This is a genomic window from Limobrevibacterium gyesilva (assembly GCF_025989185.1).
GTDB classification, from domain to species: domain Bacteria; phylum Pseudomonadota; class Alphaproteobacteria; order Acetobacterales; family Acetobacteraceae; genus Limobrevibacterium; species Limobrevibacterium gyesilva.
Genome location: NZ_JAPDNT010000024.1, coordinates 34261 through 56861, shown reverse-complemented (window position 1 = coordinate 56861; position 22601 = coordinate 34261). Strand labels below are relative to the sequence as shown.

22 protein-coding genes are annotated in these 22601 nt (G+C 70.5%); 14 read left to right on the top strand and 8 right to left on the bottom strand.

What is annotated here, in order from left to right; genetic code table 11:
• Positions 1–6 precede the first annotated feature (6 nt).
• Positions 7–1230, bottom strand: coding sequence for an ABC transporter substrate-binding protein (locus OL599_RS19805; RefSeq protein WP_264715645.1), 1224 nt, complete (start codon positions 1228–1230; stop codon positions 7–9).
• A 123-nt stretch (positions 1231–1353) separates the two neighbouring features.
• Here OL599_RS19805 and OL599_RS19800 point away from each other — a divergent pair, with 123 nt between their 5' ends.
• The 3 genes from OL599_RS19800 to dctP all read left to right on the top strand — a co-directional run bounded on the left by OL599_RS19800 (position 1354) and on the right by dctP (position 4346).
• Positions 1354–2052 carry a phosphoribosyltransferase gene (locus OL599_RS19800; RefSeq protein ID WP_264715644.1) on the top strand — a complete coding sequence of 233 codons (699 nt, stop codon included), beginning with the start codon at positions 1354–1356 and terminating at the stop codon, positions 2050–2052.
• A gap of 31 nt (positions 2053–2083) precedes the next feature.
• Positions 2084–3148, top strand: coding sequence for a YeiH family protein (locus tag OL599_RS19795; protein WP_264715643.1), 1065 nt, complete (start codon positions 2084–2086; stop codon positions 3146–3148).
• A gap of 163 nt (positions 3149–3311) precedes the next feature.
• Positions 3312–4346, top strand: coding sequence for a TRAP transporter substrate-binding protein DctP (gene dctP / locus OL599_RS19790; RefSeq protein ID WP_264715642.1), 1035 nt, complete (start codon positions 3312–3314; stop codon positions 4344–4346).
• Between the two features lie 15 nt (positions 4347–4361).
• Here the strand turns inward: dctP and OL599_RS19785 are convergent, their stop codons facing one another.
• Positions 4362–5537, bottom strand: coding sequence for a DUF1501 domain-containing protein (locus OL599_RS19785; RefSeq protein WP_264715641.1), 1176 nt, complete (start codon positions 5535–5537; stop codon positions 4362–4364).
• 2 nt (positions 5538–5539) lie between these two features.
• Positions 5540–6838 (bottom strand): DUF1800 domain-containing protein, encoded by a 1299-nt coding sequence (locus OL599_RS19780; protein WP_264715640.1) that lies wholly within the window; start codon positions 6836–6838, stop codon positions 5540–5542.
• A gap of 277 nt (positions 6839–7115) precedes the next feature.
• On the opposite strand from OL599_RS19780, the gene fusA reads away from it, so the two are divergent.
• From fusA to OL599_RS19765, 3 genes are all read left to right on the top strand, one after another.
• A complete protein-coding gene (gene fusA / locus OL599_RS19775; RefSeq protein ID WP_264715639.1) occupies positions 7116–9203 on the top strand; it encodes an elongation factor G in 2088 nt (695 codons plus the stop codon).
• Positions 9204–9234: 31 nt separating this feature from the next.
• A complete protein-coding gene (locus OL599_RS19770; RefSeq protein ID WP_264715637.1) occupies positions 9235–9549 on the top strand; it encodes a hypothetical protein in 315 nt (104 codons plus the stop codon).
• An 81-nt stretch (positions 9550–9630) separates the two neighbouring features.
• Positions 9631–11508 carry a DUF3857 domain-containing transglutaminase family protein gene (locus tag OL599_RS19765; protein WP_264715636.1) on the top strand — a complete coding sequence of 626 codons (1878 nt, stop codon included), beginning with the start codon at positions 9631–9633 and terminating at the stop codon, positions 11506–11508.
• Positions 11509–11530: 22 nt separating this feature from the next.
• Here OL599_RS19765 and OL599_RS19760 read toward each other — a convergent pair whose 3' ends face one another.
• The 3 genes from OL599_RS19760 to OL599_RS19750 form a co-directional block, all read right to left on the bottom strand.
• Complete coding sequence (locus tag OL599_RS19760) at positions 11531–12286, bottom strand: trypsin-like serine peptidase (protein WP_264715635.1); 756 nt, start codon at positions 12284–12286, stop codon at positions 11531–11533.
• 47 nt (positions 12287–12333) lie between these two features.
• The gene (locus tag OL599_RS19755; RefSeq protein WP_264715634.1) at positions 12334–13083 is read right to left on the bottom strand and encodes a PEP-CTERM sorting domain-containing protein; all 750 of its coding nucleotides are present in this window, start codon (positions 13081–13083) and stop codon (positions 12334–12336) included.
• Positions 13084–13198: 115 nt separating this feature from the next.
• Positions 13199–13984, bottom strand: a complete 786-nt coding sequence (locus OL599_RS19750; protein ID WP_264715632.1) for an SDR family oxidoreductase — start codon at positions 13982–13984, stop codon at positions 13199–13201.
• An 82-nt stretch (positions 13985–14066) separates the two neighbouring features.
• Here OL599_RS19750 and OL599_RS19745 point away from each other — a divergent pair, with 82 nt between their 5' ends.
• Genes OL599_RS19745 through OL599_RS19735 form a run of 3 tightly spaced genes read left to right on the top strand, consistent with a single transcriptional unit; the run spans position 14067 to position 15829 of the window.
• Positions 14067–15035, top strand: coding sequence for an SPFH domain-containing protein (locus OL599_RS19745; RefSeq protein WP_264715631.1), 969 nt, complete (start codon positions 14067–14069; stop codon positions 15033–15035).
• Positions 15032–15481: an NfeD family protein gene (locus OL599_RS19740; RefSeq protein ID WP_264715630.1), complete on the top strand. Its 450-nt coding sequence runs from the start codon at positions 15032–15034 to the stop codon at positions 15479–15481. Before OL599_RS19745 ends, OL599_RS19740 begins: the two co-directional genes overlap by 4 nt.
• Before the next feature lie 54 nt (positions 15482–15535).
• The gene (locus tag OL599_RS19735; RefSeq protein WP_264715629.1) at positions 15536–15829 is read left to right on the top strand and encodes a hypothetical protein; all 294 of its coding nucleotides are present in this window, start codon (positions 15536–15538) and stop codon (positions 15827–15829) included.
• Here OL599_RS19735 and OL599_RS19730 read toward each other — a convergent pair.
• Positions 15794–16825, bottom strand: a complete 1032-nt coding sequence (locus OL599_RS19730) for an LLM class flavin-dependent oxidoreductase (protein WP_264715628.1) — start codon at positions 16823–16825, stop codon at positions 15794–15796. The two genes, OL599_RS19735 and OL599_RS19730, sit on opposite strands and share 36 nt — an antisense overlap.
• 13 nt (positions 16826–16838) lie before the next feature.
• On the bottom strand, positions 16839–18116 hold the full coding sequence (locus tag OL599_RS19725) for a DUF445 domain-containing protein (protein WP_264715627.1): 1278 nt from the start codon (positions 18114–18116) through the stop codon (positions 16839–16841).
• Positions 18117–18282: 166 nt separating this feature from the next.
• On the opposite strand from OL599_RS19725, the gene OL599_RS19720 reads away from it, so the two are divergent.
• From OL599_RS19720 to OL599_RS19700, 5 genes are all read left to right on the top strand, one after another.
• Positions 18283–19023: a metal ABC transporter ATP-binding protein gene (locus tag OL599_RS19720; protein WP_264715626.1), complete on the top strand. Its 741-nt coding sequence runs from the start codon at positions 18283–18285 to the stop codon at positions 19021–19023.
• 29 nt (positions 19024–19052) lie between these two features.
• On the top strand, positions 19053–19883 hold the full coding sequence (locus OL599_RS19715; RefSeq protein ID WP_347403219.1) for a metal ABC transporter permease: 831 nt from the start codon (positions 19053–19055) through the stop codon (positions 19881–19883).
• A 63-nt stretch (positions 19884–19946) separates the two neighbouring features.
• Positions 19947–20297: a RidA family protein gene (locus OL599_RS19710; protein WP_264715625.1), complete on the top strand. Its 351-nt coding sequence runs from the start codon at positions 19947–19949 to the stop codon at positions 20295–20297.
• Between the two features lie 136 nt (positions 20298–20433).
• Positions 20434–21405: an NAD-dependent epimerase/dehydratase family protein gene (locus OL599_RS19705; protein WP_264715624.1), complete on the top strand. Its 972-nt coding sequence runs from the start codon at positions 20434–20436 to the stop codon at positions 21403–21405.
• Positions 21406–21414: 9 nt separating this feature from the next.
• Positions 21415–22545, top strand: coding sequence for a DegT/DnrJ/EryC1/StrS family aminotransferase (locus OL599_RS19700; protein WP_264715623.1), 1131 nt, complete (start codon positions 21415–21417; stop codon positions 22543–22545).
• Positions 22546–22601: the final 56 nt, after the last annotated feature.

The window sequence follows — 22601 nt, the reverse complement described above, 5'->3', positions numbered from 1 at the left end:
GAAAGGCTACGCCTTCGGGCGCGGGAACACCGCCGGGGCGTCGGCGAACGCCTCCGGCCAGATCACCTTGATGTCGCCCTTCTGGATCTGCAGCGCCACCGGATGGCTGCCCGCGTTCTGGCCATCGGTGAACTTCGTCGGGCCATACGGCATGAAATGGTCGGAGAAGGTGGAGGCGGCCAGGGCCGCGATGGTCTTGTCCTTGTCGGCGCTGCCGGCACGCTCCCACGCATCGGCCAGCAGGCGCACGGCGAAGTAGCCGAACGGGTACTCCCAGGAAAAGATCTGGCCGCTGTCCTCGATCCGCTTGCGGAACGCCAGCGCACGTGGGTCCTTCGGATTGTACCAGTGGTTGAAGTCGATCATGTTCTCGGCGACCGCCGGCGCCTCCTTGGCGAATTTCAGGCTGAAGCCGCCGCCGGAGATCGAGAAGGTCGAAACGAGGTCGACGCGCTGCTGCACCAGGGTGCGCGCCAGCAGCACGTATTCGTTCTCGTAGTTCGTGATGACCACCAGGTCGGGCTTCTCCGACTTGATGCGCAGCACGATGTTGGTGAAATCGCGCGTGGGGGTCGCGTGCGGGATCAGCGCCTTCACCTCGATGCCGATCTTGGGCAGGGCGGCGGCCTGCAGCTTCGCCGAGTTGGTGCCGAATTCACTGTCCTCGTGCACGATGACGGCGGTCTTGGCCGGCGAGCCGGCCTTGCGGTTGATCTGGTCGAGTGCGGCCATGGCGTCGGTGGTGGCGGTGGTGTTGTTGGGGAAGAAGCGGAACACGTTCTTCAGCCCGCGAGTCGTCAGCGCGTCGGCGATGCCGCTGTCGATCGAGAAGGGGATGTTGTACTTGGCCGCCGCCTGGGTGGCGGCGAGACCGAGGGCGGAGGCGAAGCAGCCGGTGAAGCCGGAGGCGCCGGCCTCGGCCATCTGGTCCACCAGGCTGGCGGCGATCTCCGGCCGGCCCTGGGCGTCGCCCAGCAGGGCTTCGAGCTTCGCGCCCCCCATCGCCTTGATGCCGCCGGCGGCATTGATGTCGGTGATGGCCATCTGGCCGCCCATGCGGCAGCGCTGGCCGGCCCCGGCGAGCGCGCCGGTGACGGGGTGGATCAGGCCGACCTTCACGACGGGCGCCTGGGCGCGGGCGACGAGCGGCAGCGCCAGCGTGGCGGCCCCGGTGGCCAGGGCCGCGCGGCGTGACAGGCGCGCAGCGTCCGGACGAGTCTTGTCGGTCATGATGGTTCCCCTCCTCGTTTGGTTGTCATGGCTATAATACATCTCGCGGAGTCTTTACATGCCCGCGTCGTTGCGTGCGCGGCTTCCTTGCCGCGCGCGCGGGTGCGTGCAACGATTCGGCGCATGCAGTACTGGCAGGACTTCCTTCCACCTTCGGACCGCCCCGCTCCCGCGGTCTGGAGCGGCTTTTTCGATGCCACGATGCCGGACGGCACGAGGCTGCGCCTGCCGCTGCGCGACCTGGGTGACGCGGCGGTGGCCGGCATGATCGCCAACCAGGCGAGCTTCCCGGTGCTCGACCGGATCAGCCACTGGATGGCCGGACAGGCGCGGCGTTTCGCGCCCGAGGTGGTAGTGGGCCTGCCGACGCTGGGGCATGTCTATGGCGCAACGGTGGCGCGGGCATTGGGGCATGCCAACTGGGTGGCGCCGGGCACGTCGCGCAAGCTGTGGTACGACGCGGCGCTGTCGGTGCCGCTGGTGAGCATCACCTCGCCCATGGCCGGGCGGCGGATGTGGCTGGACCCGCGCCTGCTGCCGCGGCTGCAGGGGCGGCGGGTGCTGCTGGTGGACGACGTGATCAGCACCGGCTCGTCGTCGCTGGCCGGGCTGGCGCTGCTGCGCGCCGCTGGGGTGGAGCCGGTGGCGCTGTGCGTGGCCATGGCGCAAGGCAACCGCTGGCAGGCCGGCTGGCCCGACTCGGTTCCGGTGGCCGCCGCCTTCGCCACCCCGCTGTTCGCGCGGGCGGGCGGCGACTGGGTGGCGCGGGCGGAGACGGCAGTGCAGAATTGCTGCCCGCCGATAGCCCCGGCGACTGGCTGACCCCGTCGGACAACTTCGAACAAGGATCTTCATGAACGAGACTGCGCATCCCCCCGCGCCGGCGCGGGCGGCGCCGGTTCGGGCCGCCTCCACGTCGAACCGGCCGCTGATTGCGGGCGTTGCGGTGTGCGTTGTGATCGCCCTGGTGGCGGAGGCAGCCGGGCGGCTGCTGCCGGTGATCGGCGCCCCCATCATCGCCATCGTCATCGGCGTCGCCATCACCAACCTGGTCGGCCACGCTCCGGTCGCCGGACGCCTGCGGATCAAGGAGGTCAGCGGCTTCGCGCTGCGCGCCGGCATCGTCATACTGGGGGCGACGCTGAATCTGGGCGACGTCGCGCACACGGGGGCCAATTCGCTGCCGCTGCTGGCGCTGACCCTGACGCTGGGCCTGGCGTTCCCGCTACTGGTCGGGCGCTCGCTGGGCGTGGACTGGCGCATGCGCTGCCTGATCGGCATGGGCACGACGATCTGCGGCGCCTCGGCGATCGCCGCCCTGGCGCCGGTGCTGCGCGCCAAGACCGAGGAGATCGCCTATTCCATCTCCGTCATCTTCTTCTTCAACATGCTGGCCGTGATCATCTTCCCGTGGTTCGGGCACATGCTGCATCTGTCCGACACCGGGTTCGGCCTGTGGTCCGGCACGGCGGTGAACGACACCTCGGCGGTGGTCGCGGCGGCGTTCGCGTACAGCCCGGAGGCCGGGGCGTACGCCACCATCGTGAAGCTGACGCGGACCACGCTGATCATTCCGCTGGTGCTGGGCTTCGGCCTGCTGATGCCCTGGCTGGACCCGGAACACCGGGCCGAAAAGACGAACCTGCTGGGGCGCATCGGCAAGGTGATCCCGTGGTTCATCGGCCTGTTCGTCCTCGCTTCGCTCGCGAACACGCTCGGGCTGGTGGGCCCGGCGGCGCCCACGCTGCAGCTGCTGGCGCGCTTCGTGCTGGTGGTGGCGTTGGCGGCGGTCGGGCTGCAGGCGCATTGGCGCGCCTTCGCCGGCGCCGGCTTCGGGCCGCTGCTGCTGGGCTTGGGCACCTGGGCGGTGGTCGCGGTCTCCAGCCTCGTCGTTCAGGCCTGGACGGCGCAGCTCTGAGGCGGCCGCCAGCACCGTGAAGTCATGCCGGCGGTCGTTCGTCACGACCGCCGGCATGAAGGCGGACCGGGGCGGCGTTTGCCTGTTTCGAGATGTATGGTAACCTCTTGAAAACTTTTGTCGGCTCAGAAAACGACTGCCGGCTCAACAGGGGGGAACCAGAATGCAGAAGAACATCACCCGCCGCCGCCTCGCCATTGCTGCCGCGGCCGTCGCGGCCGGCGGCGCGTTGCCGCGGCGCGCGGCCGCCGCCGAACCGATCCGGTTGCGCTGCTCGCTGGACACGGCGCCCACGCACATGCGCAACGTGTCGATGGGCGATTACCTGAAGAAGCTGGAAGCCGGCTCAGGCGGGCGGATCAAGACCGAGCTGTTCAGCGCCGGCGCCCTGTTCAAGGACGCCAACGTGGCCAAGGCACTGGTGCAGGGTCAGGTGGAGATGGCCTGCCCGGGCACCTGGGTGATGACCGGGTTCATTCCCGACAACGACGTGGTCAATCTGCCCATGCTGTATGGCCAGCCGCTGGAAGTCGTGCGCAAGGCGCTGGACGGGAAGACCGGCGCGTTCATCAACGCCCAGAGCAAGGCCAAGCTGCGGGTGCATGTGCTGGGGCCGTGGCTGGAGCTGGGGATGGAGCATTGGTACTCCGCCGGCCGCCCGCTCAAGAGCTTCGCCGACCTCAAGGGCATGAAGATCCGCAATGCCGGCGGCGCCGCGCTCGCCTGGCGCACGCGCTTCTTCGACGGCAACCCGAACACCACGGCCTGGCCCGACGTGCCGCTGGCGCTGTCGCAGGGGACGTTCGACGGCCTGATCTCGACCAACGAAAGCTGCTTCAGCTCCAAGCTGTGGGAAGCCGGGCTGAAATACTCGCTGCAGGACCACCAGAACGTGAACGCCTATGTGCCGATGATCAGCGACAGCTTCTACACATCGCTGCCGGCGGACCTGCAGAAGCTGGTGGTGGATCTGTGGCGGGAGAACATTGCCGCCTATCGCGCGAACATGGCGGCATCCCAGGACAAGGCGTATGAGGAGCTGAAGGCGCATGGCCTGCAGATGGTCGCCCCCGAGGCCGCCGAAATCGCGGATATCCGCAAGCGCATGCTGCCCGAGCAGGACAAGCTGATGAAAGAGCTCAAGATGTCGGCGGATCTGCACAAGCTGCTCGCCGAGGACCTCGGCAGCAGCGTCTGATACCGGCGCGGCCGCTCAGGTCCGCAGCAGGCCGCGCATCGTGCCGGCCGCCTGGCTGTCCGGGAACACCTTCGCCAGGGCGGCGGCGTCCAGGCCCAGGTGCTGGGCGAGCAGGCCCTTGGCCACGGCGCGCAGGTCCGCGGTCGGCTGCAGGTCCCGGTTCTCGAACAGGCGGTCGGGTTTGAGGCCGGGCCAGTCCGCCTGAACCCGGCCGCCGGCGACGGCGCCGCCCAGGACGAAGGCGACCGTGCCGGTGCCGTGATCGGTGCCGCGCGTGCCGTTGACGCGCACGGTGCGTCCGAATTCGGTCATGGCCAGCACCGTGGTCCTGGCCCAGACCTCGCCGAGCGCCTCCCGCAGCGCCACCAGGCCCGCGTCGAGCTGGCCAAGCGGCCCGTTCAGGCGGCCGGGCTGACTGGAATGCGTGTCCCAGCCGCCGATCTCCAGCGCCGCCAGCCGCGGGCCGTCGGGCGCCGCCAGCAGGTGCCCGGCGGCGCCAGCCAGGGCGGAGAAGGCGAAACGGTTGGGTGGCTGCTCCACGCCGGCGAGCACGGCGGCGCTGAAGCCGCGTTCCCTCAGGCCGTCGGCGATGGCCGGCCCGGTGACGGGGTCGTGCGCGTGCAGGGCGGCGAGGCGGGCATACAGGTCGGGTTCGGGATGCACGGTAGTCGGCGGCACCCAGTTGCCCACGCGGGTGGGGCCGCGCAGCAGCACCGGTACCGTGCCGCCGACGGCCAGGGCTAGGTCGCCGGCGGCGCGGCCGGAGAGCTGGCCGGCGACACGGTTCAGCCAGCCGCTGGTCAGGCGATGGCTGGCGCCCGATTCCATGTAATCCTGGGCATCGAAATGGCTGCGGCTGCGATACGGGCCGGCGACGGCGTGCACCGGCAGCAGCTGGTTCTCCTGGTAGAGCGCGTGCAGGCCGCCCAGCGCCGGGTGCAACCCGAAGAATCCGCCGAGGTCGAGCAGGCCGTTGGGCTCGCCGGGCTGTGGCGGCAGCAGCTCGCCGCGCAGCCCGGCGAGCGCGGGGTCGCCGTACGGCACCACGGCGGCCATGCCGTCCAGCGCGCCGCGCAGGATCACCACCACGAAGCGGCGGTCGGTGGGGGCCTCGGCCAGCGCCAGCGAGGCGCGGCCGAGGCTGACGGCGCTGGCAAGCCCGAGCAGGGCGGAGCGACGGGTGAGTTTCATGTTCAGCGTCTCTGGAATTCGGGGGAAGCCAGCAACAGCGTGAACGCCTCGCGTTTCGAGCCGGCACGGCCGATCTGCGCGAGCGTGGCGTCCGGCAGCAGCGGTCCGAGGCTGTCGCGGGCGATCGCGCCTGGGTCCAGACGGCCAGCGCGGGCGGAGACGGCATAGGTCCAGTCGACGCGACGCAGGATCGCCTCGGGGCCGGACCAGTCGGCGGCGGTGTCCGGCCAGCCATTGGGCAGCGGGGCGTTGAACAGCGGCTGGCCGAGCGTGGCCATGACGTTCTGGGCGGCCGGGCGGTTGCCGTCGGGCAGGTCGAGGGCGCGCATCACGGCGACGACATAGTCGGCCGGGCTGCGCAGCTTGGCCAGCGGCTGCCACGCCTCGGGCAGGCGGATGAGTTCCAGCGATGCCGCCTTCAGGTCGCCATGGGTGTCGCGCAGCACGCCCTCGATCCGCCGCACCAGGGCCGGCGGCGGGTCGTCGGCGACGAAGTGGCGGACCAGCTTGGCGGCGAGGTGGCGATGCGTGGCGGGGTGGTCGGCGAGCCAGGCCAGGGCCTGGATGCCGCCCTGCTCGCCCGGGGGATAGGTGCGGCCCATGACCGTCTTCGCGCCGGGCTCGTGGCTTTCGGTGCGGAAGATGAAGCCGGGCGGATTGCGCTGCAGCACGATGGACCAGCCGGTGATGACCTTGGCGAACTCGGTCACGTCGGCCTGGGTATAGCCGGCGGCCGGGCTGAGGGTGTGCAGCTCCAGGCATTCGCGCGCCAGGTTCTCGTTCAGGCCGCGGCGCTGCTTCAGGCCCAGCGGGCTGTTCGGGCCGGTCGACTGGGCGTTGTCGAGGTAGAGCAGCATCGCCGGGTGGCGCATCACCGCCAGCAGCATGTCGGCGAAACGGCCGGTGACGTGGGGACGGATCGCCTCGCGCAGGAAGGCGTGGACCAGGGCGGCGCATTCGCCGGCGTGCAGGCTGACGGTGAAATGGTTGGCCCAGAACCAGGCCAGCCGTTCGCGGAACGGCGCCTGCGAAGCCACGATGCCGTCCATGGTCGCGGCCGTGTCGGCGCGGAAGATGGCGCGCATGGGGTTGGTTTCGGGCTTGCGCTCGGGGAGCGGGGTCTGCCGGAAGGTGCGGATCGCTTCCAGGCCTTCGGTGCCGGTGTGGCAGGGGACGGCGAGAGCCGGGTCGGGGCCGTCGAGCTGCCCGGCGAGCCAGGCCTGGGGGTCGTGGGGAGGGTCTTCCGCCCCCCGCCGCCCCAGTCCGAAGCGGATGAGGGCATGTGCCGTGTGCGTGTCCATAACCGCACGATAGCAAGGAGTTGTGTTGAGCGCGCGTGATGAATTCGTCATGATGCCGGGCCAGTGCGGGGACGCCCCCGTTTCGCGTTGGCCGGCGTGATGCGTTATGCAGCATCGTCGCGAAAGCTATCGTGAAACGCACTTGCAAAACGGCGGCCTTAGGGGCATTTGACGCGCAGTTTGAAACCGGCTCGTCGGGCCGGGGCGTCTCGGGCGTGCAAGGCAGGGGCCTCGCCGCGCCCGTTGTGCTATGCCCAATGGGCAAATGGAGGCCATCGTGTCCGGAACGCCGCTTGAGAAGATCCGCAACATCGGGATCACCGCCCATATCGACGCGGGCAAGACCACCACGACCGAACGCATCCTGTATTACACGGGCGTTTCGCACAAGCTTGGCGAGACGCATGACGGCAACACCACGACCGACTACATGGACCAGGAGCGTGAGCGCGGCATCACGATCACCTCGGCCGCGGTGACCTGCGAGTGGAAGGCCCACCGCATCAACATCATCGACACCCCGGGACATATCGACTTCAACATCGAGGTGAACCGCAGCCTGCGCGTGCTCGACGGCGCCGTGTTCATCATCGAGGGCGTGGCCGGCGTGCAGCCGCAGTCCGAGACGAACTGGCGCCTGGCCGACCGCTACAACGTGCCGCGCATCATCTTCATCAACAAGCTGGACCGCACCGGGGCCGACTTCTACCGCGCGTTCGACACGCTGAAGGAGAAGCTGGACATCGTGGCGCTGCCGCTGCAGCTGCCGATCGGCGCGGAAGACCAGTTCATCGGCGTGGTCGACCTGGTGGAGATGAAGGCGATCGTGTGGGAAGGCGGCGAGCTGGGCGCCAAGTTCCGTGACGAGCCGATTCCGGCCGAGCTGGAAGAGAAGGTGCAGGAATACCGCCAGCTGCTGCTGGACACCGCCCTGTCGATGGACGACGCGGCGATGGAGGAATATTTCGACAAGGGCGACGTCGAGGTCGCGACCCTGAAGCGCTGCATCAAGGCCGGCACGATCAGCGGCGCATTCCGCCCGGTGCTGTGCGGCACCGCGTTCAAGAACAAGGGCGTGCAGCCGTTGCTGGACGCCGTGCTGGACTACCTGCCCAGCCCGGTCGACGTGCCCGGCATTTCGGTCGCCGCCGAGGAAGGCGAGGAGGACGGCGAGCACAGCGACCGCCGCCGGATCAAGGCCGACCCGAACGCGCCGTTCGCCGGCCTGGCCTTCAAGATCATCAACGACAAGTACGGCACGCTGACCTTCGTGCGCGTCTACGCCGGCACGCTGAAGAGCGGCGACACGGTGCTGAACACGACCAAGGAGCACAAGGAGCGGGTCGGCCGCATGTTCCAGATGCACGCCGACAAGCGTGCGGAAATCAAGGAAGTGCATGCCGGCGACATCGCCGCCTTCGTGGGCCTGAAGGACACCGGCACCGGCGACACGCTGGCCAGCCCCGAGGACCCCGTGGTGCTGGAGCGCATGGCCTTCCCGGTGCCCGTGATCGACATCTCCGTGGAGCCGAAGACCAAGGACTCGGTGGAGAAGATGACGATCGGCCTGCAGAAGCTGGCGGGCGAGGACCCCAGCCTGCGCCTGAAGACCGACCAGGAAACCGGCCAGACCATCCTGTCCGGCATGGGCGAGCTGCACCTGGAGATCATCATCGACCGTCTGCGGCGCGAATACGGCGTGGAGGCGAATATCGGCGCGCCGCAGGTGGCCTATCGCGAGACCATCAGCAAGGCGCACACCGAAACCTACACCCACAAGAAGCAGACCGGCGGCTCGGGCCAGTTCGCCGAGGTGAAGATCGTCTTCGAGCCGCAGGAGCGCAATGCGGGCATCCTGTTCGAGAACAAGGTCGTCGGCGGCTCGGTTCCGCGGGAATACATCCCGGCGGTCGAGAAGGGCATCAAGATGCAGGCCGACACCGGCGTGCTGGCCGGCTTCCCGACGGTGGACTTCAAGTACACGCTGATCGACGGCAAGTACCACGACGTCGACTCGTCGGCGCTGGCCTTCGAAATCGCCGCCAAGGCCTGCTTCCGCGAAGGCATGAAGAAGGCCGGCCCGATCATCCTGGAGCCGATCATGGACGTCGAGGTGACCACCCCGAACGACCATGTGGGCGACGTGGTGGGCGACCTCAATCGCCGCCGCGGCATGATCCAGAACCAGGAGAGCAGCGGCTCCACCGTGATGGTGCGCGCTCACGTTCCGCTGAAGGAGATGTTCGGCTACATCTCCGACCTGCGGAGCATGACCAAGGGGCGCGCCAGCTTCACCATGCAGTTCCACCACTACGATCCGGTGCCGCGCAACATCGCGGACGAAATCATGGCCAAGAGCGCCTGATGGGGATGTCCGCGTGATGGCGGGAGGCTGAATGCACAATCCGCGCTTGCACTGGATGCGCGGACGGATTGATGAAGGGTCCGGGGAGCCCCGGACCCTTGAGTGGATCGGCATAGACGACGCGGGCGAACCCATCGCCCGCGTCGTTCGCATTCTGGGGCCGGTGCGGTGGGGCTGGCGCAGCTATCGCGCCGTTGCCCGCGACGATGAGGCCCGTATCATCGAGTTGCGGCCGAGCCCGCCGGAAGGGGCGGGCTGGCTCGCCTGCGTCGGCGGTCAGGTGGTGGGGCGCGCGGCCCTGCCCCTGCAGGCGGTGCGCACGGTGGAGGCGGCGCTGGGCGGCTGATGCCGCGCCCAGCCGTGTCCGGTTGTTCCGCGCAGTGGCGGCTGCCAGACTGCCGGCGCCCTGACCGTACGGAGACACCGCATGCCCATCCGGGCGACCCGCGTCCTCGCGGCCCTGCTGCTGCTGTGCCTCGTGGCCGCGGTACGCCCCGCCTGGGCGGTGCAGCCGTCGATCGTCGTGCACAAGCTCATCATCGACATGACGGTGCGGCCGGACGGCACCTCCACCATCACCGAGTACCGTGAGCAGAGCCCGTCCAGCATGGCCGCGGCCGCGCAGATCGGGCAGTACGCCATCGGCTTCAACCCGTCGCTGCAACGCCTCGACATTCTCGAGGCCTACACGCAGAAGCGCGACGGCACGCGGGTGCCCGTCGATCTCTCCCAGGTCCGCACGCAGCAGGCGCCGGGGGTGCCGAACGTGCCGATCTTCCGCGACATGCAGCAGAAGATCGCGGTCTTCCCCGACCTCGCCGCCGGCGACCGCGAGGTGATCGGCTATCGCGAGGAGACTGACAAGCCGCTGTTCCCCGGGCAGTTCTTCTGGAACATCAACTTCAACCGGGCGGTCGCGTGGGAGGAGGTGGCGATCACCATCGTGGCACCCGCTTCCTATCCGCTGCAGGTCGAGAATTTCGGCGTCGATTTCGCCCGCACCGAGCAGGACGGCATGGTGCGCTACGCTTGGCGCTATCGCGCGACCGACGTGGTGGCGGAGGACCTGGCGGTGGTCTCGGCGTGGGACCGGCTGCCGCGGATGTACGTGTCCAGCTTCCCCGACTACGCCGCGATGGCCGCAGCCTACGCCAGACTGGCCGACCCGAAAGTGGCGGTGACGCCGCGCATCCAGGCCCGCGCCGACGAGATCACGGCGGGCATCGCGGACCGCCGCGGCCAGGCCCGCGCCATCTACGAATGGGTCAGCGCGCGCATCCGCTATGTCGCACTCTATCTCGGCGCCGGCGGGGTGGAGCCGCACGAGGCCGAGTCGGTGCTGGCCAACGGCTATGGCGACTGCAAGGACCACACCGTCCTGTTCGAGGCGCTGCTGAAGGCGAAGGGCATCGAGGCCCGCACCGTGCTGGTGAACCTGGACAACGCCTATACGTTGAGCGGCCCGCCGACGATGGCGCAGTTGAACCACGCCATCAGCTACCTGCCGGAGTTCGACCTGTTCGCGGACACGACGTCGGGCGTCGCCGCATTCGGCACATTGCCGTTCCAGGAATACGGCAAGCCCGCGGTGATGGTGGGCGTGGACGGCGAGGCGGTGCGGCGGCTGCCGGTACTGGCCCCGGGCGCGGCGACGATCAGCACGCGCACCGAGGCACACATGCAGCTCGACGGCGCCATCATGGGCACGACCGTCACCGAGGCGACCGGCCCGGCGGCGATCGCGCTGCGGCTGACCGCGCGCTGGGTGCAGACCGCGGGGCATGAACCGGCGGCACGGCGGCAGCTGGTGGCGCTGGGGCAGCAGGGCACGGGGGTGTTCGTCTTCCCGCCGCCGGACAGCTTCGGGCAGTCCTTCTTCGTCACCGGCCAGTTCAAGCTGGACCCGCAGCCGGAAATCCTGGACGGCGACAGTTTCGCCCCGCCGTTGGGGCTGCAGCTTCTGGTGCGCCCCGGCGACTACCTGCTGGGCCCGCTGAACCGCCCGACGCTGCCGGAGACGGAGGCCACGCCCTGCTATTCCGGCCGCCAGAGCGAGGATCTGTCCCTGGAAGTTCCCGAGGGCCGCGTGCCGCAGCGGCTGCCGAAGGACCGGCGGATCGAGACGCCGTTCTTCACCTATACGGCGCGCTGGACCGCCGAGGGCCAGGTGGTCCGCGTGCGGCGCGAGCTGGTCACGACCATCGACCAGCCATTGTGTACGGGCGAACTGCGCCGCGAGGCTGCGGCGGCGCTGGCGGACATCCGGCGGGACCTGCGCGCCAAGGTGGTGCTGGCCGGTCCTTGACGCCGGGCCGGACGAAGCTGCGTCAGCTGCCGCCAAGCAACGCCCGGATCGTCGCGACCGGAACGGCCGCGCCGCCCTCCTGCGCCACCCGGGCGGCGACCTGGATGCCCTCGATCCGCCAGCTTCCGTCCGCCGTTCGCCCGAGCAGGGGGGCGCCGCTGGTGCCCCTTGTGGCGGCGCAGCTATGCCGCAGCAAGGCGTGGCCCCCCGTGTCGATGGCGGCGCCGGTGATGCGGCAATGCGGATCGGCCAGGATGACCTCGGCGCGGTCCTGGCTGTAGCCGCCCAGCATGATGGCCACGCCGGCGCGCGCCGGCGTGGCGGTCAGTTGCAGGGCCGCGGCCGACGGCACGATCGCGTCGGCCAGGGTCAGGACGGCGACATCCGCGCCGCGCGTGGCATCGTGCCGGGTCGGATCGTAGCCGGCCGCGATCCGGTACGACGTCACGGTCGTGTGCCGCGCGAAGGTCCCGCGGGCATAGCCGGCCAGGATGTGCACCGACGGGGGCGGCATGAAGCCGCGCAAGCGGGCGGCATACAGGCAATGGGCCGCGGTCAGCGCCGTGCGCGGGCCGATCAGCACGGCGGTGCAGCGCGCCGCCCCGGCGATCTGCAGCCGTGCCAGGGCGGTCCAGGGAGGTGCCCGCGCGTCCACCATCACGCGCATGTCGTGCGGCCCGATGCCCGGCAGCGCGATGGGCGGCGGCGGCTGTGCCCCCGCCGGCCGCGCGATCACGGCGGCGACGCAGGCCAGGAGGATGCGGCCGAGGCGGAGCATGCGCCATCCTGCACCGGATTCCCCGGCCGATGCAGGGGGGCGTTGCGTCAGGCGCGGCGGCGCACCCAGCCGAGGCCGATCAGGCCGGCGCCGAGCACGGCCAGCGAGGCCGGTTCGGATACGGCGACCCTGGCCGCAAAGCTGCGTGGCGTCGGGGTCAGCAGCGCATTGCTGAACAGGCGGACATAGTCGCCGGAGATGTAGCCGTAGGAATCGTTTGGAAACAGGGTGATGCCGACCACGCCGTCGGCGCTGACGGCCTCCAGCGGCATGCCGTTGCTCCAGGACGCGACCAGCGTGGCGTCGGGGGCCAGCGTGGTGTCGTCGTGGTACACGCTGTACAGGGTGTCGACCCCGGCCATCAGCGGGCTTTGCGCGTCGTAGGCGCCCAGGGTGAGACCGGTCGAGTTGCCGCGATAGCCGGTGAACGGCAGGTACGGCGCCAGCAGGCCCAGGCCGTCGCTGCCGCCATGGGAATCGGCGAGCCAGAGGAAGGTGGAGGCCACCAGATGCCCGCCACCAGCCACATAGCCGGCCATCTTGTCGGCGAAGCCGCTGTCGCCGCCGATATTCGTATAGAACAGGATGCTGTCGTACGAACCGAGCGCCGCCGCGCTTTCGCTGCCGTCAAGGATGGTGACGGCGCCGAAGCTGCCGGTTTCCTGCAGTCTCGTGGCGATGAAGATGGTGCCCACGCCGTCCGTGCCGCCATACACGGCCACCGACGGGCTGGCCCTGGCGGGGGCGGCCAATCCGGCGGTCATCGCAAGCGCGATCAGCAGGCAGGCGCGGCGCATGGCTGAATCCTCAGGGGACGCGCGGGCCGCTCACCCATTCGTGTGAACGGCACGACGGGAGCCGGACGCCGTTGAGAATGACGTCGCAACGTTAAGGATGCGTCTGCGAGCCGGGCTAGATCAGCACCTGCATGTCCCCGTCCACGGCCAGCGCCTGGCCGCTGATGGTGGCGCCGAACGGGCTGCACAGGTACAGCGCCATGTTGGCGATGTCCTGCTGGGTGACGAAGCAGCGCAGGCTGGTGTTCGCCACCATGCGCTCGGTCTGCTCGTTGTCGCTGACGCCGGCCGCCTGCGCCTTGGCGCGGATCACCGCGCGGATGCGCGGGCCGTCCACCAGGCCGGGCAGGATGGCGTTGACGCGGATGCCGTCGGGGCCGAGCTCGATCGCCAGCGTCTTGGTGAAGCCCACCACGCCCCATTTCGCGGCCGCATAGGGGCTGCGCAGCGGAAAGCCGAAGCGCCCGGCGGCCGAGCTGAGGTTGATGATGCTGCCGCCGCCGGACTGGCGCAGCGCCGGCACCGCGCGGCGGGCGGTGTGGAACATCGCCGAGAGATCGATGCGCAGGGTGGCGTCCAGCTCCTCCGGGGTGATGTCCTCGACCCTTTTGGTGGGGCCGGCGATGCCGGCGTTGTTCACCAGCACGTCGAGCCCGCCATGGTGCGCCAGCGCCGCGTCCATGAACGACTCGATGGCCCCGAGGTCGCCGGCGTCGGCGAGCATGCCGGGGTGGCCGCTTTCCTTCAGCGCCGCGGTGTCGATATCGGAGATGAAGACGCCGGCGCCGCAGGCGGCGAAGCTGTCGGCCATGACGCGGCCGATGCCGTTGGCGCCGGCCGTGATAGCCACCCGCAGGCCGGTCAGGTCCACCGGCAGCGGCGTTGCTGCTCCTGTCACCATCGCATCGTTCCTCCCGATCACGATCGCATGCTAGAAGCGTCGGGGACGTGCCGCCAATGGGCCGGCCGACAAGGGGGGCTTCATGAACGGTTCGTTCGTTCTGATCTGGATATTGCTGCTGGTGCTGGTGGTGGTCACGGTGTTCTCGGGCGCCAAGACGGTGCCGCAAGGCCAGATCTGGACGGTCGAGCGCTTCGGCGCCTTCATCCGCAAGCTGCAGCCCGGGCTGAACTTCATCATCCCCTATATCGACCGGGTCGGACAGAAGCTGAACGTGCAGGAGCAGGTGCTCGACATTCCCGAGCAGAGCGTGATCACCGGCGACAACGCGACGGTGACGGTGGACGGGGTGATCTATTTCCGCGTCATGGAAGCCGAGAAGGCCGCCTATCAGGTGGCGCGGCTCGACCAGGCGCTGAGCACGCTGGCGATGACCAATATCCGCGCGGTGGTGGGCGAGCTGGAACTGGATGCCGCGCTGTCGTCGCGCGAGCGCATCAACACCCAGCTGCTGACCATCCTGGACGGCGCCACCGAGCCCTGGGGCGTAAAGGTCAGCCGCGTCGAGATTCGCAAGATCGAGCCGCCGGAGAACCTGATCCGCGCCATGAACCTGCAGATGACGGCGGAACGCGAGCGCCGCGCCACGGTGGCCAAGGCGGACGGCGAGCGCGAGGCCGCGATCATGCGCGCCGAAGGGCAGAAGCAGAGCCAGGTGCTGGCCGCCGAGGGCCGCCAGCAGGCGGCGGAGCGCGACGCCCAGGCGCGCGAGCGGCTGGCCCGGGCCGAGGCGGCGGCGACGCGCATGGTGGCCGATGCGGCGCGGGAGGGCGGCGAGTCCGCGCTGCGCTATTTCATCGCCGACCGCTACGTGCAGGCGTTCAATGCGATGGCGAGTTCGCCGAACAGCCGCCTGGTGGTGGTGCCGATGGAGGCCACGGCCATTGCCGGCGGCATCACGCAGGCGATGGAGCTGTTGCGGGCGCCAACGGGGGTGGTGCGTCCGCCGGCCTCGCCGCCAGCCGGTTCCGTGCCCGCCACCTCCGCATGATAGCGGCGCATCCTGCCCTGGCGTGGCTCGCCGCCGGGCTGGCGCTGCTGGTGATCGAGGTGGTGGCGCCGGGCGTGTACATGATGTGGCTCGGGCTCGCGGCCCTTGGCACCGGCGGCGTCATGCTGTTGGTGGCGCCGGGCTTCGGCTGGCAGGTGGCGGTGTTCGCGGCGTTTGCGGCGGCGTCCATCGGCGTGGCGCTGCGGCTGCGCCGCGCCACCCGGACGAGCCGGCTGAACACGGCGGAATCGGGGCTGGTGGGGCGCTCGGCGCGAGCGCTGTCGTTCCAGGGGCGGGAAGGGCGCGTGCGCGTGGGCGACAGCGACTGGACGGCGCGGCTGGCGGCCGGGGCGCCGGTGCCGGAGACGGGGGCCGTGCTGCGGGTCGTCGGCGTGGACGGGACGGTGCTGGTGGTCGGGCCTGGGCCTCAGCCCGCGAATGGATGATCCGTAACGGCGGCGAGGCTTGAAGCGCCGCGAGGACCGGGCCACGTTGCGCGCATGAGGATCATCATTCGGCGGCCGGGCGACGACCGCGATCTGAACATGACGCCGGAGGGCGAGTTCCTCGATCCGCCGCCGGCGAGTCTGGCCACGCGGGTGTTCCGTGCGGCGCTGATCATCGCCGTGGTTGCCGCCGGCCTGGCGCTGGCCGCCCTGGCGCTGTGGTTCGCGCTGATGCTGATCCCGATCGCCGCCGGCGCGGCACTGATCGCCTGGGGCGCTTTCCGCTGGCGGGTCTGGCGCGCCCGGCGCTCGTCATTGGGCGGCGAGCGCAACATCTTTCGCGGCTAGGCCAAATTCTGCGGCCAGCAGCGCGTAGCTGCGCCGCCGCGCCGCCGGGTCGTGCACGGTGGTCAGCACCGCAGCCTCCTGCACTCCCAACGCCTCCGACAGCGCCCGCAGCCGGGCCGCCACCACATCCGGCGTGCCGTGGATGGCGCGGGCGCGGATACGCTCCAGCCGCGCCAGGTCGCTATCAGTGTAGTCAAAGCTCGCCGCTTCCTCGGGCGAGGGCAGCGGCGCGAACACGCCGCGGTCGCGCCACAGCCGGGCAAGGCCGCGGCTGCTGAACAGGCGCGCCGCTTCGTCCTGGGTGTCGGCCGCCAGGGCCCAGACGCAGACGGCGGCGTAGGGCTCGGGGTGGCGGGCGCTGGGGCGGTAGGTGGTGCGGTAGAGCTCGATCGCCTCGGCCGCGCCCTGACCGTCGGTGATGAAATGCGCGAAGCAGTAGGGCAGGCCGAAATGGGCGGCCACCTGGGCGCCGTAGTCGGAGCTGCCGAGGATCCAGACCTCCGGCACCGTGGCCCCCTGGGGCTGGGCGCGGATGTCGCGGAACGGGTGCTTTTCCACCAGCCGCTCGCCGGCGAGCCAGGCCAGCAGGTCGCGGATCTGGGCGGGGAAATGGTCGGCGGCGACGGCGGCGTTGGGGTTGAGCGCGTGCGCGGTCAGCCCGTCCGAGCCCGGGGCGCGGCCCAGGCCCAGGTCGATGCGACCGGGGGCGATCGCCTCCAACACGCGGAACTGCTCGGCCACTTTCAGGCTGGAATAGTGCGGCAGCATCACGCCGGCGCTGCCGACGCGGATGCGCTGGGTGGTGGCGGCGATGGCGCTGATCAGGATCTCCGGGGCGCTGCCGGCGATGCTGTCGGAGTTGTGGTGCTCGGCCACCCAGTAGCGGTGGTAGCCCAGCGCCTCCGCATGCTTCGCCAGCGCCAGGCTCTCGCGGATGGAGGTGTCGGGCGCGCGGCCGGTCACCACGGTGGACTGGTCGAGCACGGACAGGTGCATCGCGGGCATTCCTTCAGAAACTGACGTGACCGAATGTCGCGCGCAGCACGGCGTAGACAAGGCCGCCGACGAGGAAACCGACCAGCGTGCCGTTGATGCGCACGTATTGCAGGTCCTTGCCGATGCGCAGTTCGAGCTTGTCGGTGATGGTCGCGGTGTCCCAGCCGGTCACGACGTCGGCGATGAAGTCGGACATCTGCGCCTGGGCGGCGGGCAGCAGGCTGCTGGCGATTCCTTCGACGGCATGCTGCACGCGGGCGCGGGCGGTGGGATCGCTTTCCAGCAAGACGCCGAGATTGGCCAGCGCCCCTTCCAGGAAAGCCACGGTGCGGCCGTTCGGGCGGCCGGCATCGGCCTCCATGGCCAGGCGCAGGCGCGACCACACGTCCCAGAACCAGGCGCGCACCGTCTCGTGCGCCAGCACGCGGCGCAGCGCCGCGCCGATCTCGGCGGCGCGGGCCGGCTCGTCCTCGATGCGGGCGATCTCGCGGCGCATCCATTCGTCGAAAGCGGCGCGCAGCTCGGAGCCGTCGGGCTCCATCTTGTCGAGCTCGGCGCTGATCAGGCCGAGCACGCGGCGGGCGATCGAGGCGCCGAGCGCCCAGCCGACGAGGCGCCCCCCCTGTTCGCGCACCCGCTCCTCGATGGCGGCCTGGATGGCTTCCTCGCGCTCGGCGAGCAGGGTCTTGAGCTGGCCGAGGATGAAGCCGAACACCTCCTGGTGGCGGCCGCCCTCGACCAGCTGGCGCAGGGCGCGGCCGACCACCCGGCCGGCGTCGGGGCCGCCGAGCAGGCGGGGGATGATGCGGGCGGCGACGCGGCGGGCGCGGCCGTCCTCGATGGTGGCCAGCAGCCGCGGCAGCATGGCGGCGAGCGCCTCGGCGGCCGGGCGGGTGGAGGCCGGGTCGGCGAGGTAGCGGCGCAGGATGCCGGTCAGGTCGAGCCGGCCCAGCGTGCGCGCCACCTCGGCCTCGGTGAACACATGGGTGGCGACGAAGCGGCCGAGGGCGCGGCCGAGGCGAGCCTTCTGCGCGGGGATGATGGCGGTGTGCGGAATGGGCAGGCCGAGCGGGTGGCGGAACAAGGCGGTGATGGCGAACCAGTCGGCGATGCCGCCGACGAAGCCGGCCTTGGCGGCGGCCTGCAGGATTTCGGTGGCGGTGCCTTGCGGCAGCCAGTAGCTGCCTACGGTGAGCGCGGCCATGATCAGCAGCAGGCCGGTGGCGATGGCGCGGTGGCGGGCGAGGGCGGCACGGGCTGCGATGTCGGGGTCGGCGGAGGGAAGGGTCATGTCCGCCGCACGCTACCATGCCGGCGCGGTTTACCCGCAAGGGGTGGATACGTTATACTATAACTATGGAAGATCCTCTTGCCCTCGGTGCCGGCGTCGGCGCGCGGCTGGGTTTGGCGGCGGCGCTCACGGTCGCGATCTGGCTGGTCGCGTGGTGGGCGCTGGCATGACGCCCGCGATCACGCTGTCCGATCTGACCTGCGTGCATGAGCGCCACCCGGCCGTGCACCATTTGTCGGGGCGCTTCGCGCCGGGTTGCCTGACCGCGGTGGTCGGCCCGAACGGCGCCGGCAAGACCACGCTGCTGCGCGCCATCGCCGGATTGCACACGGCCCATGAGGGCCGCGTCGACCGCGGCGGCCTGTCCTGCGACCGCATCGGCCTGCTGCCGCAGGCAAGTGCGCTGGATCGCGGCTTCCCCGTGACCTGCCGGGACGTGGTGGCGATGGGCGCCTGGGGCCGCATGGGAGCGTTCCGCGCGCTGCCGGCGGATGCCGCGGAGCGGGTCGGCGCTGCGCTGCGCAGCGTCGGGCTGGCCGGATTCGAGCGGCGGCTGGCCGGCAGCCTGTCGGCCGGGCAGTTCCAGCGCGTGCTGTTCGCGCGGCTGATGCTGCAGGATGCGCCGGTGCTGCTGCTGGACGAGCCGTTCACCGCCGTCGATGCACGCACCGCCGCCGACCTGCTGAAGCTGATCCATCGCTGGCACGGCGAAGGGCGCAGCGTCATCGCCGTGCTGCACGACCTGGACCTGGTGGCGCGGGAGTTTCCCGAGACGCTGCTGCTGGCGCGCGACCCCATCGCCTGGGGACCGACGGTAGCCACGCTGTCCGCCGCGAACCGCCTGCGCGCCCGGCTGGTCGCCGAGGCCTGGGCGGAGCGGCCGGAACTATGCCGGGACGCCGCTTGATCACCGCCATCCTGTTTGATCCGTTCGCCATGGGCTTCATGCGCCGGGCGCTGGCGGGGTGCTTCGCGTTGTCGATCGCGGCGCCGCCGCTGGGGGTGTTCCTGGTGCTGCGGCGCATGAGTCTGACCAGCGACGTGCTGCAGCACGGCATCCTGCCGGGCATCGCGCTGGGGGCCGCCGCGGCCGGGCTGTCGCTGTGGGCCATGGGGCTGGGCGGGTTCGTCGCCGGGCTGGCGGTGACGCTGCTGGCGGGGTGGCTGACGCGCGCCACCGGCGGGCGGGAGGACAGCCAGCTTGCCGGCGTCTATCTGATCGCGCTGGCGCTGGGCGTGGCCATCATCTCGGCGCAGCGCGGGATGGACCTCACGCATCTGCTGTTCGGCAGCGTGCTGGCGGTGGACGACGCGGCACTGCTGCTGATGGCCGGGGTGGCCAGCGCCGCGGTGCTGGGACTCGCCGTGATCTGGCGGCCGCTGGTGCTGGAGAGCTTCGATCCCGGCTTCATGCAGGCGGTGGGCGGACGCGGCGGCGTGTATCACCTGGCGTTCCTGGCGCTGGTGGTGCTGTGCGTCGTCGGCGGGTTTACCGCGCTGGGCACGCTGATGTCGGTGGGGCTGATGATGTTGCCGGCGGTGGCGGCGCGGCACTGGGCGGCCGAGCTGCCGGGCCAGGTGCGCGCCGCCGTGGCGCTGGCGCTGGTGGCGTCCTATGGCGGCCTCGTGCTGTCCTTCCATACCGATATTCCCGCCGGCCCGGCCATCGTGCTGACGGCGGGCGGGCTGTGGCTGGCGAGCCTGGCGGCGGGGCCGCGGGAGAGCCTGGCGCGAAGCTGGCTGCACCGGCCCCACTACGTCGGGTGACAGGTCCAGGGTAAGGCGGCAATCTGCGGCGACACCGATTCCATGCCCCGAGGAGATCGCCGCATGACCATCCGCCGCCTGCAGCCCGAGGGTCGCCTGTCCGGCGCCGTCGTCCATGGCGCCATTGTGTACCTGGCCGGTCAGGTGGCCGACGATGCCAGCCTGGATGCCGAGGGGCAGACGGCCGACATCCTGCGCCAGATCGACGCGCTGCTAGCCGAGGCCGGGACCGACAAGGCGCGGCTGCTGTCGGTGCAGATCTTCCTGGCCGACATGGCGGATTTCGCCGGCATGAACCGGGCCTGGGATGCCTGGTTCGACCGCGAAAACCCGCCCGCCCGCGCCACCGTGCAGGCGAAGCTGGCCAACCCCGGCTGGCGCGTGGAGATCACCGGGATCGCGGCGCTGCCGTGACGGCGCCGCCCAGGCTCGCCGGACATGAATAAAAGCGGTTTCGGTCCGGCTTCGTCGCAATCGCGGCGTAGTTCCGCCACGATGCAACTCTAGAGCAACGATCTAGTACCCGCACGACGCAAGGAGCGAGACGGCGATGGAGTGGAAAGACCGGAAGGTCCTGGTCACCGGCGGCGCGGGTTTCCTTGGCTCGAATCTGTGCCATGCGCTGGCCGGGCACGGCGCGCGGGTGACGGCGCTGGACGGGTTCCTGTTCGGTGGCGGCGCCAACCCGGCCAATCTGGACGGGGCCAATGTGGACCTGGTGCGCGCCGATATCCGCGAGGTGGATCTGCGGCCGATCTGCGAGGGGGTGGACGTGATCTTCAACCTCGCCGCCCAGACCAGCCACATGGGCGGCCAGAAGGACCCGCTGGCCGACATCGCCGTGAATGCGGTGGCGCAGGTGCGGCTGATCCAGGCGGTGCGGGAGGCGGCGCCGACCGCGGTGGTGGTGCACGCCTCCACCCGGCAGTTCTACGGCCGCCCGCTGCACCTGCCGGTGGACGAGGCGCACCCCGTGAATCCGCCGGACGCCAACGGCGTGTCCAAGTTCGCCGGCGAGCAGTACTGGATGATCGAGCACCGCACCGCCGGGCGGCCGGTGGTGAGCCTGCGGCTGACCAACTGCTACGGCCCGCGCCTGCGCATCCGCGATGCGCGCCAGACCTTCCTGGGCATCTGGATCCGCTGCGTGCTGGAGCGCAAGCCGTTCGAGGTGTGGGGCGGCGCGCAGCTGCGCGACATGACCTATGTCGACGACGTGACCGAGGCGTTCCTGGCCGCGGCGGCGACGCCGGAATGCCATGGCAAGGTCTACAATATCGGCGGGTCGCCGCCGGCGAGTCTGCTGGAGATCGCCGAGCTGATGCAGGCGGTGGCCGGACCCGACGCCACCTTCACCACGCGGGAGTTCCCGGCCGACCGGGCCAGCATCGACATCGGCAGCTATCACGCCGACGATAGCGCCTTCCGGGCGGCGACCGGCTGGGCGCCGGGAGTGTCGCTGGAGGATGGTATCCGGCGGTCGCTCGACTGGTATCGTCCGCGGCTGGCTTCTTATCTCTGAGGGTCGGACATGAACGCTCCCGTCATTACCATTCCGCAGGCCAATCCCGGCGCGGGCTATCGCGCGCTGCAGGCCGAGATCGACGCGGCGGTCGCGCGCGCGCTGGCCTCGGGCTGGTACATCCTGGGCGGCGAGGGCCGTGCGTTCGAGGGCGAGTATGCCGCGTGGCTCGGCACCGCCCGGGCGGTGGGTTGCGCTAATGGCACCGATGCGCTGGCGCTGGCCTTGCGCGCGCTGGGCATAGGGCCGGGCAGCGCGGTGGCCACGGTCTCGCACACCGCCGTGGCGACGGTGGCGGCGATCGAGATGGTGGGGGCCACGCCGGTGCTGATCGACATCGATCCCGCGCATTACACGATGGACCCGGTGGAACTGGCGGCGGTGCTGGACAGGCCGCCGGCCGGGCTGCCGCCGATCCGGGCGGTGATCCCCGTGCATCTGTACGGCCAGGCCGCCGATCTGGCGCCGATCATGGCGGCCTGCACGGCGCATGGCGTGGCGGTGATCGAGGATTGCAGCCAGGCGCATGGGGCGACGCTGGACGGCAGGAAGCTCGGAACCTTCACGGAAATATCCTGCTTCAGCCTGTATCCGACGAAGAATCTCGGTGCGCTGGGCGATGGCGGCGTGGTGGCGACCCATGACGACGCGCTGGCGACCCGCGTGGCGGCGCTGCGGCAATATGGCTGGCACACCCACTACATCTCCGACGAGGTGGGCGTGAACTCGCGGCTGGACGAGATCCAGGCGGCAGTGCTGCGGGTGAAGCTCGCGCATCTCGATGCCCAGAACGCGCGGCGGCAGGCGATTGCGGCGGCGTATGATTACGCGTTGATGGGCGGCGCACTGAAACCGCCGGCGCGGCGGGCCGGGGCTGCGCATGTGTTCCACCAGTACGTGCTGCGCGCGGCCGACCGCACCGGGCTGCAGGCGCGGCTGCGTGCGGAGGGCATCGGCACCGGTATTCACTATCCCATGCCGGTGCATCTGCAGCCGGCCTATCGCGGCCGCGTCGCGATGGGCCCCGCGCGCTGCGCCCAGACCGAACGCGCCAGCGCCGAAGTGTTGAGCCTGCCCATGTTCCCCGAGCTGACCGACGAGCAGGTGGCGCAGGTCTGCGCGGCGTTGCGCCGGCTGTAGAATAGCGCGCGCCGGAACGCTTGCGCCGGGCGCGGCCGCGCGCGCAGTCTTCGCGT

Excerpts from the sequence above, each read along its gene's own strand:
- OL599_RS19780 (WP_264715640.1), bottom strand. The coding sequence starts at position 6,838 with ATGGACACGCACACGGCACATGCCCTCATCCGCTTCGGACTGGGGCGG.
- OL599_RS19705 (WP_264715624.1), top strand. The coding sequence starts at position 20,434 with ATGGAGTGGAAAGACCGGAAGGTCCTGGTCACCGGCGGCGCGGGTTTC.
- OL599_RS19765 (WP_264715636.1), top strand. The coding sequence starts at position 9,631 with ATGCCCATCCGGGCGACCCGCGTCCTCGCGGCCCTGCTGCTGCTGTGC.
- OL599_RS19800 (WP_264715644.1), top strand. The coding sequence starts at position 1,354 with ATGCAGTACTGGCAGGACTTCCTTCCACCTTCGGACCGCCCCGCTCCC.
- OL599_RS19710 (WP_264715625.1), top strand. The coding sequence starts at position 19,947 with ATGACCATCCGCCGCCTGCAGCCCGAGGGTCGCCTGTCCGGCGCCGTC.
- OL599_RS19740 (WP_264715630.1), top strand. The coding sequence starts at position 15,032 with ATGATAGCGGCGCATCCTGCCCTGGCGTGGCTCGCCGCCGGGCTGGCG.
- OL599_RS19770 (WP_264715637.1), top strand. The coding sequence starts at position 9,235 with ATGCACAATCCGCGCTTGCACTGGATGCGCGGACGGATTGATGAAGGG.
- OL599_RS19720 (WP_264715626.1), top strand. The coding sequence starts at position 18,283 with ATGACGCCCGCGATCACGCTGTCCGATCTGACCTGCGTGCATGAGCGC.
- OL599_RS19785 (WP_264715641.1), bottom strand. The coding sequence starts at position 5,537 with ATGAAACTCACCCGTCGCTCCGCCCTGCTCGGGCTTGCCAGCGCCGTC.
- OL599_RS19750 (WP_264715632.1), bottom strand. The coding sequence starts at position 13,984 with ATGGTGACAGGAGCAGCAACGCCGCTGCCGGTGGACCTGACCGGCCTG.
- OL599_RS19745 (WP_264715631.1), top strand. The coding sequence starts at position 14,067 with ATGAACGGTTCGTTCGTTCTGATCTGGATATTGCTGCTGGTGCTGGTG.
- OL599_RS19735 (WP_264715629.1), top strand. The coding sequence starts at position 15,536 with ATGAGGATCATCATTCGGCGGCCGGGCGACGACCGCGATCTGAACATG.
- OL599_RS19700 (WP_264715623.1), top strand. The coding sequence starts at position 21,415 with ATGAACGCTCCCGTCATTACCATTCCGCAGGCCAATCCCGGCGCGGGC.
- OL599_RS19730 (WP_264715628.1), bottom strand. The coding sequence starts at position 16,825 with ATGCACCTGTCCGTGCTCGACCAGTCCACCGTGGTGACCGGCCGCGCG.
- OL599_RS19715 (WP_347403219.1), top strand. The coding sequence starts at position 19,053 with ATGGGCTTCATGCGCCGGGCGCTGGCGGGGTGCTTCGCGTTGTCGATC.
- OL599_RS19755 (WP_264715634.1), bottom strand. The coding sequence starts at position 13,083 with ATGCGCCGCGCCTGCCTGCTGATCGCGCTTGCGATGACCGCCGGATTG.
- OL599_RS19795 (WP_264715643.1), top strand. The coding sequence starts at position 2,084 with ATGAACGAGACTGCGCATCCCCCCGCGCCGGCGCGGGCGGCGCCGGTT.
- dctP (WP_264715642.1), top strand. The coding sequence starts at position 3,312 with ATGCAGAAGAACATCACCCGCCGCCGCCTCGCCATTGCTGCCGCGGCC.
- OL599_RS19805 (WP_264715645.1), bottom strand. The coding sequence starts at position 1,230 with ATGACCGACAAGACTCGTCCGGACGCTGCGCGCCTGTCACGCCGCGCG.
- OL599_RS19760 (WP_264715635.1), bottom strand. The coding sequence starts at position 12,286 with ATGCTCCGCCTCGGCCGCATCCTCCTGGCCTGCGTCGCCGCCGTGATC.
- OL599_RS19725 (WP_264715627.1), bottom strand. The coding sequence starts at position 18,116 with ATGACCCTTCCCTCCGCCGACCCCGACATCGCAGCCCGTGCCGCCCTC.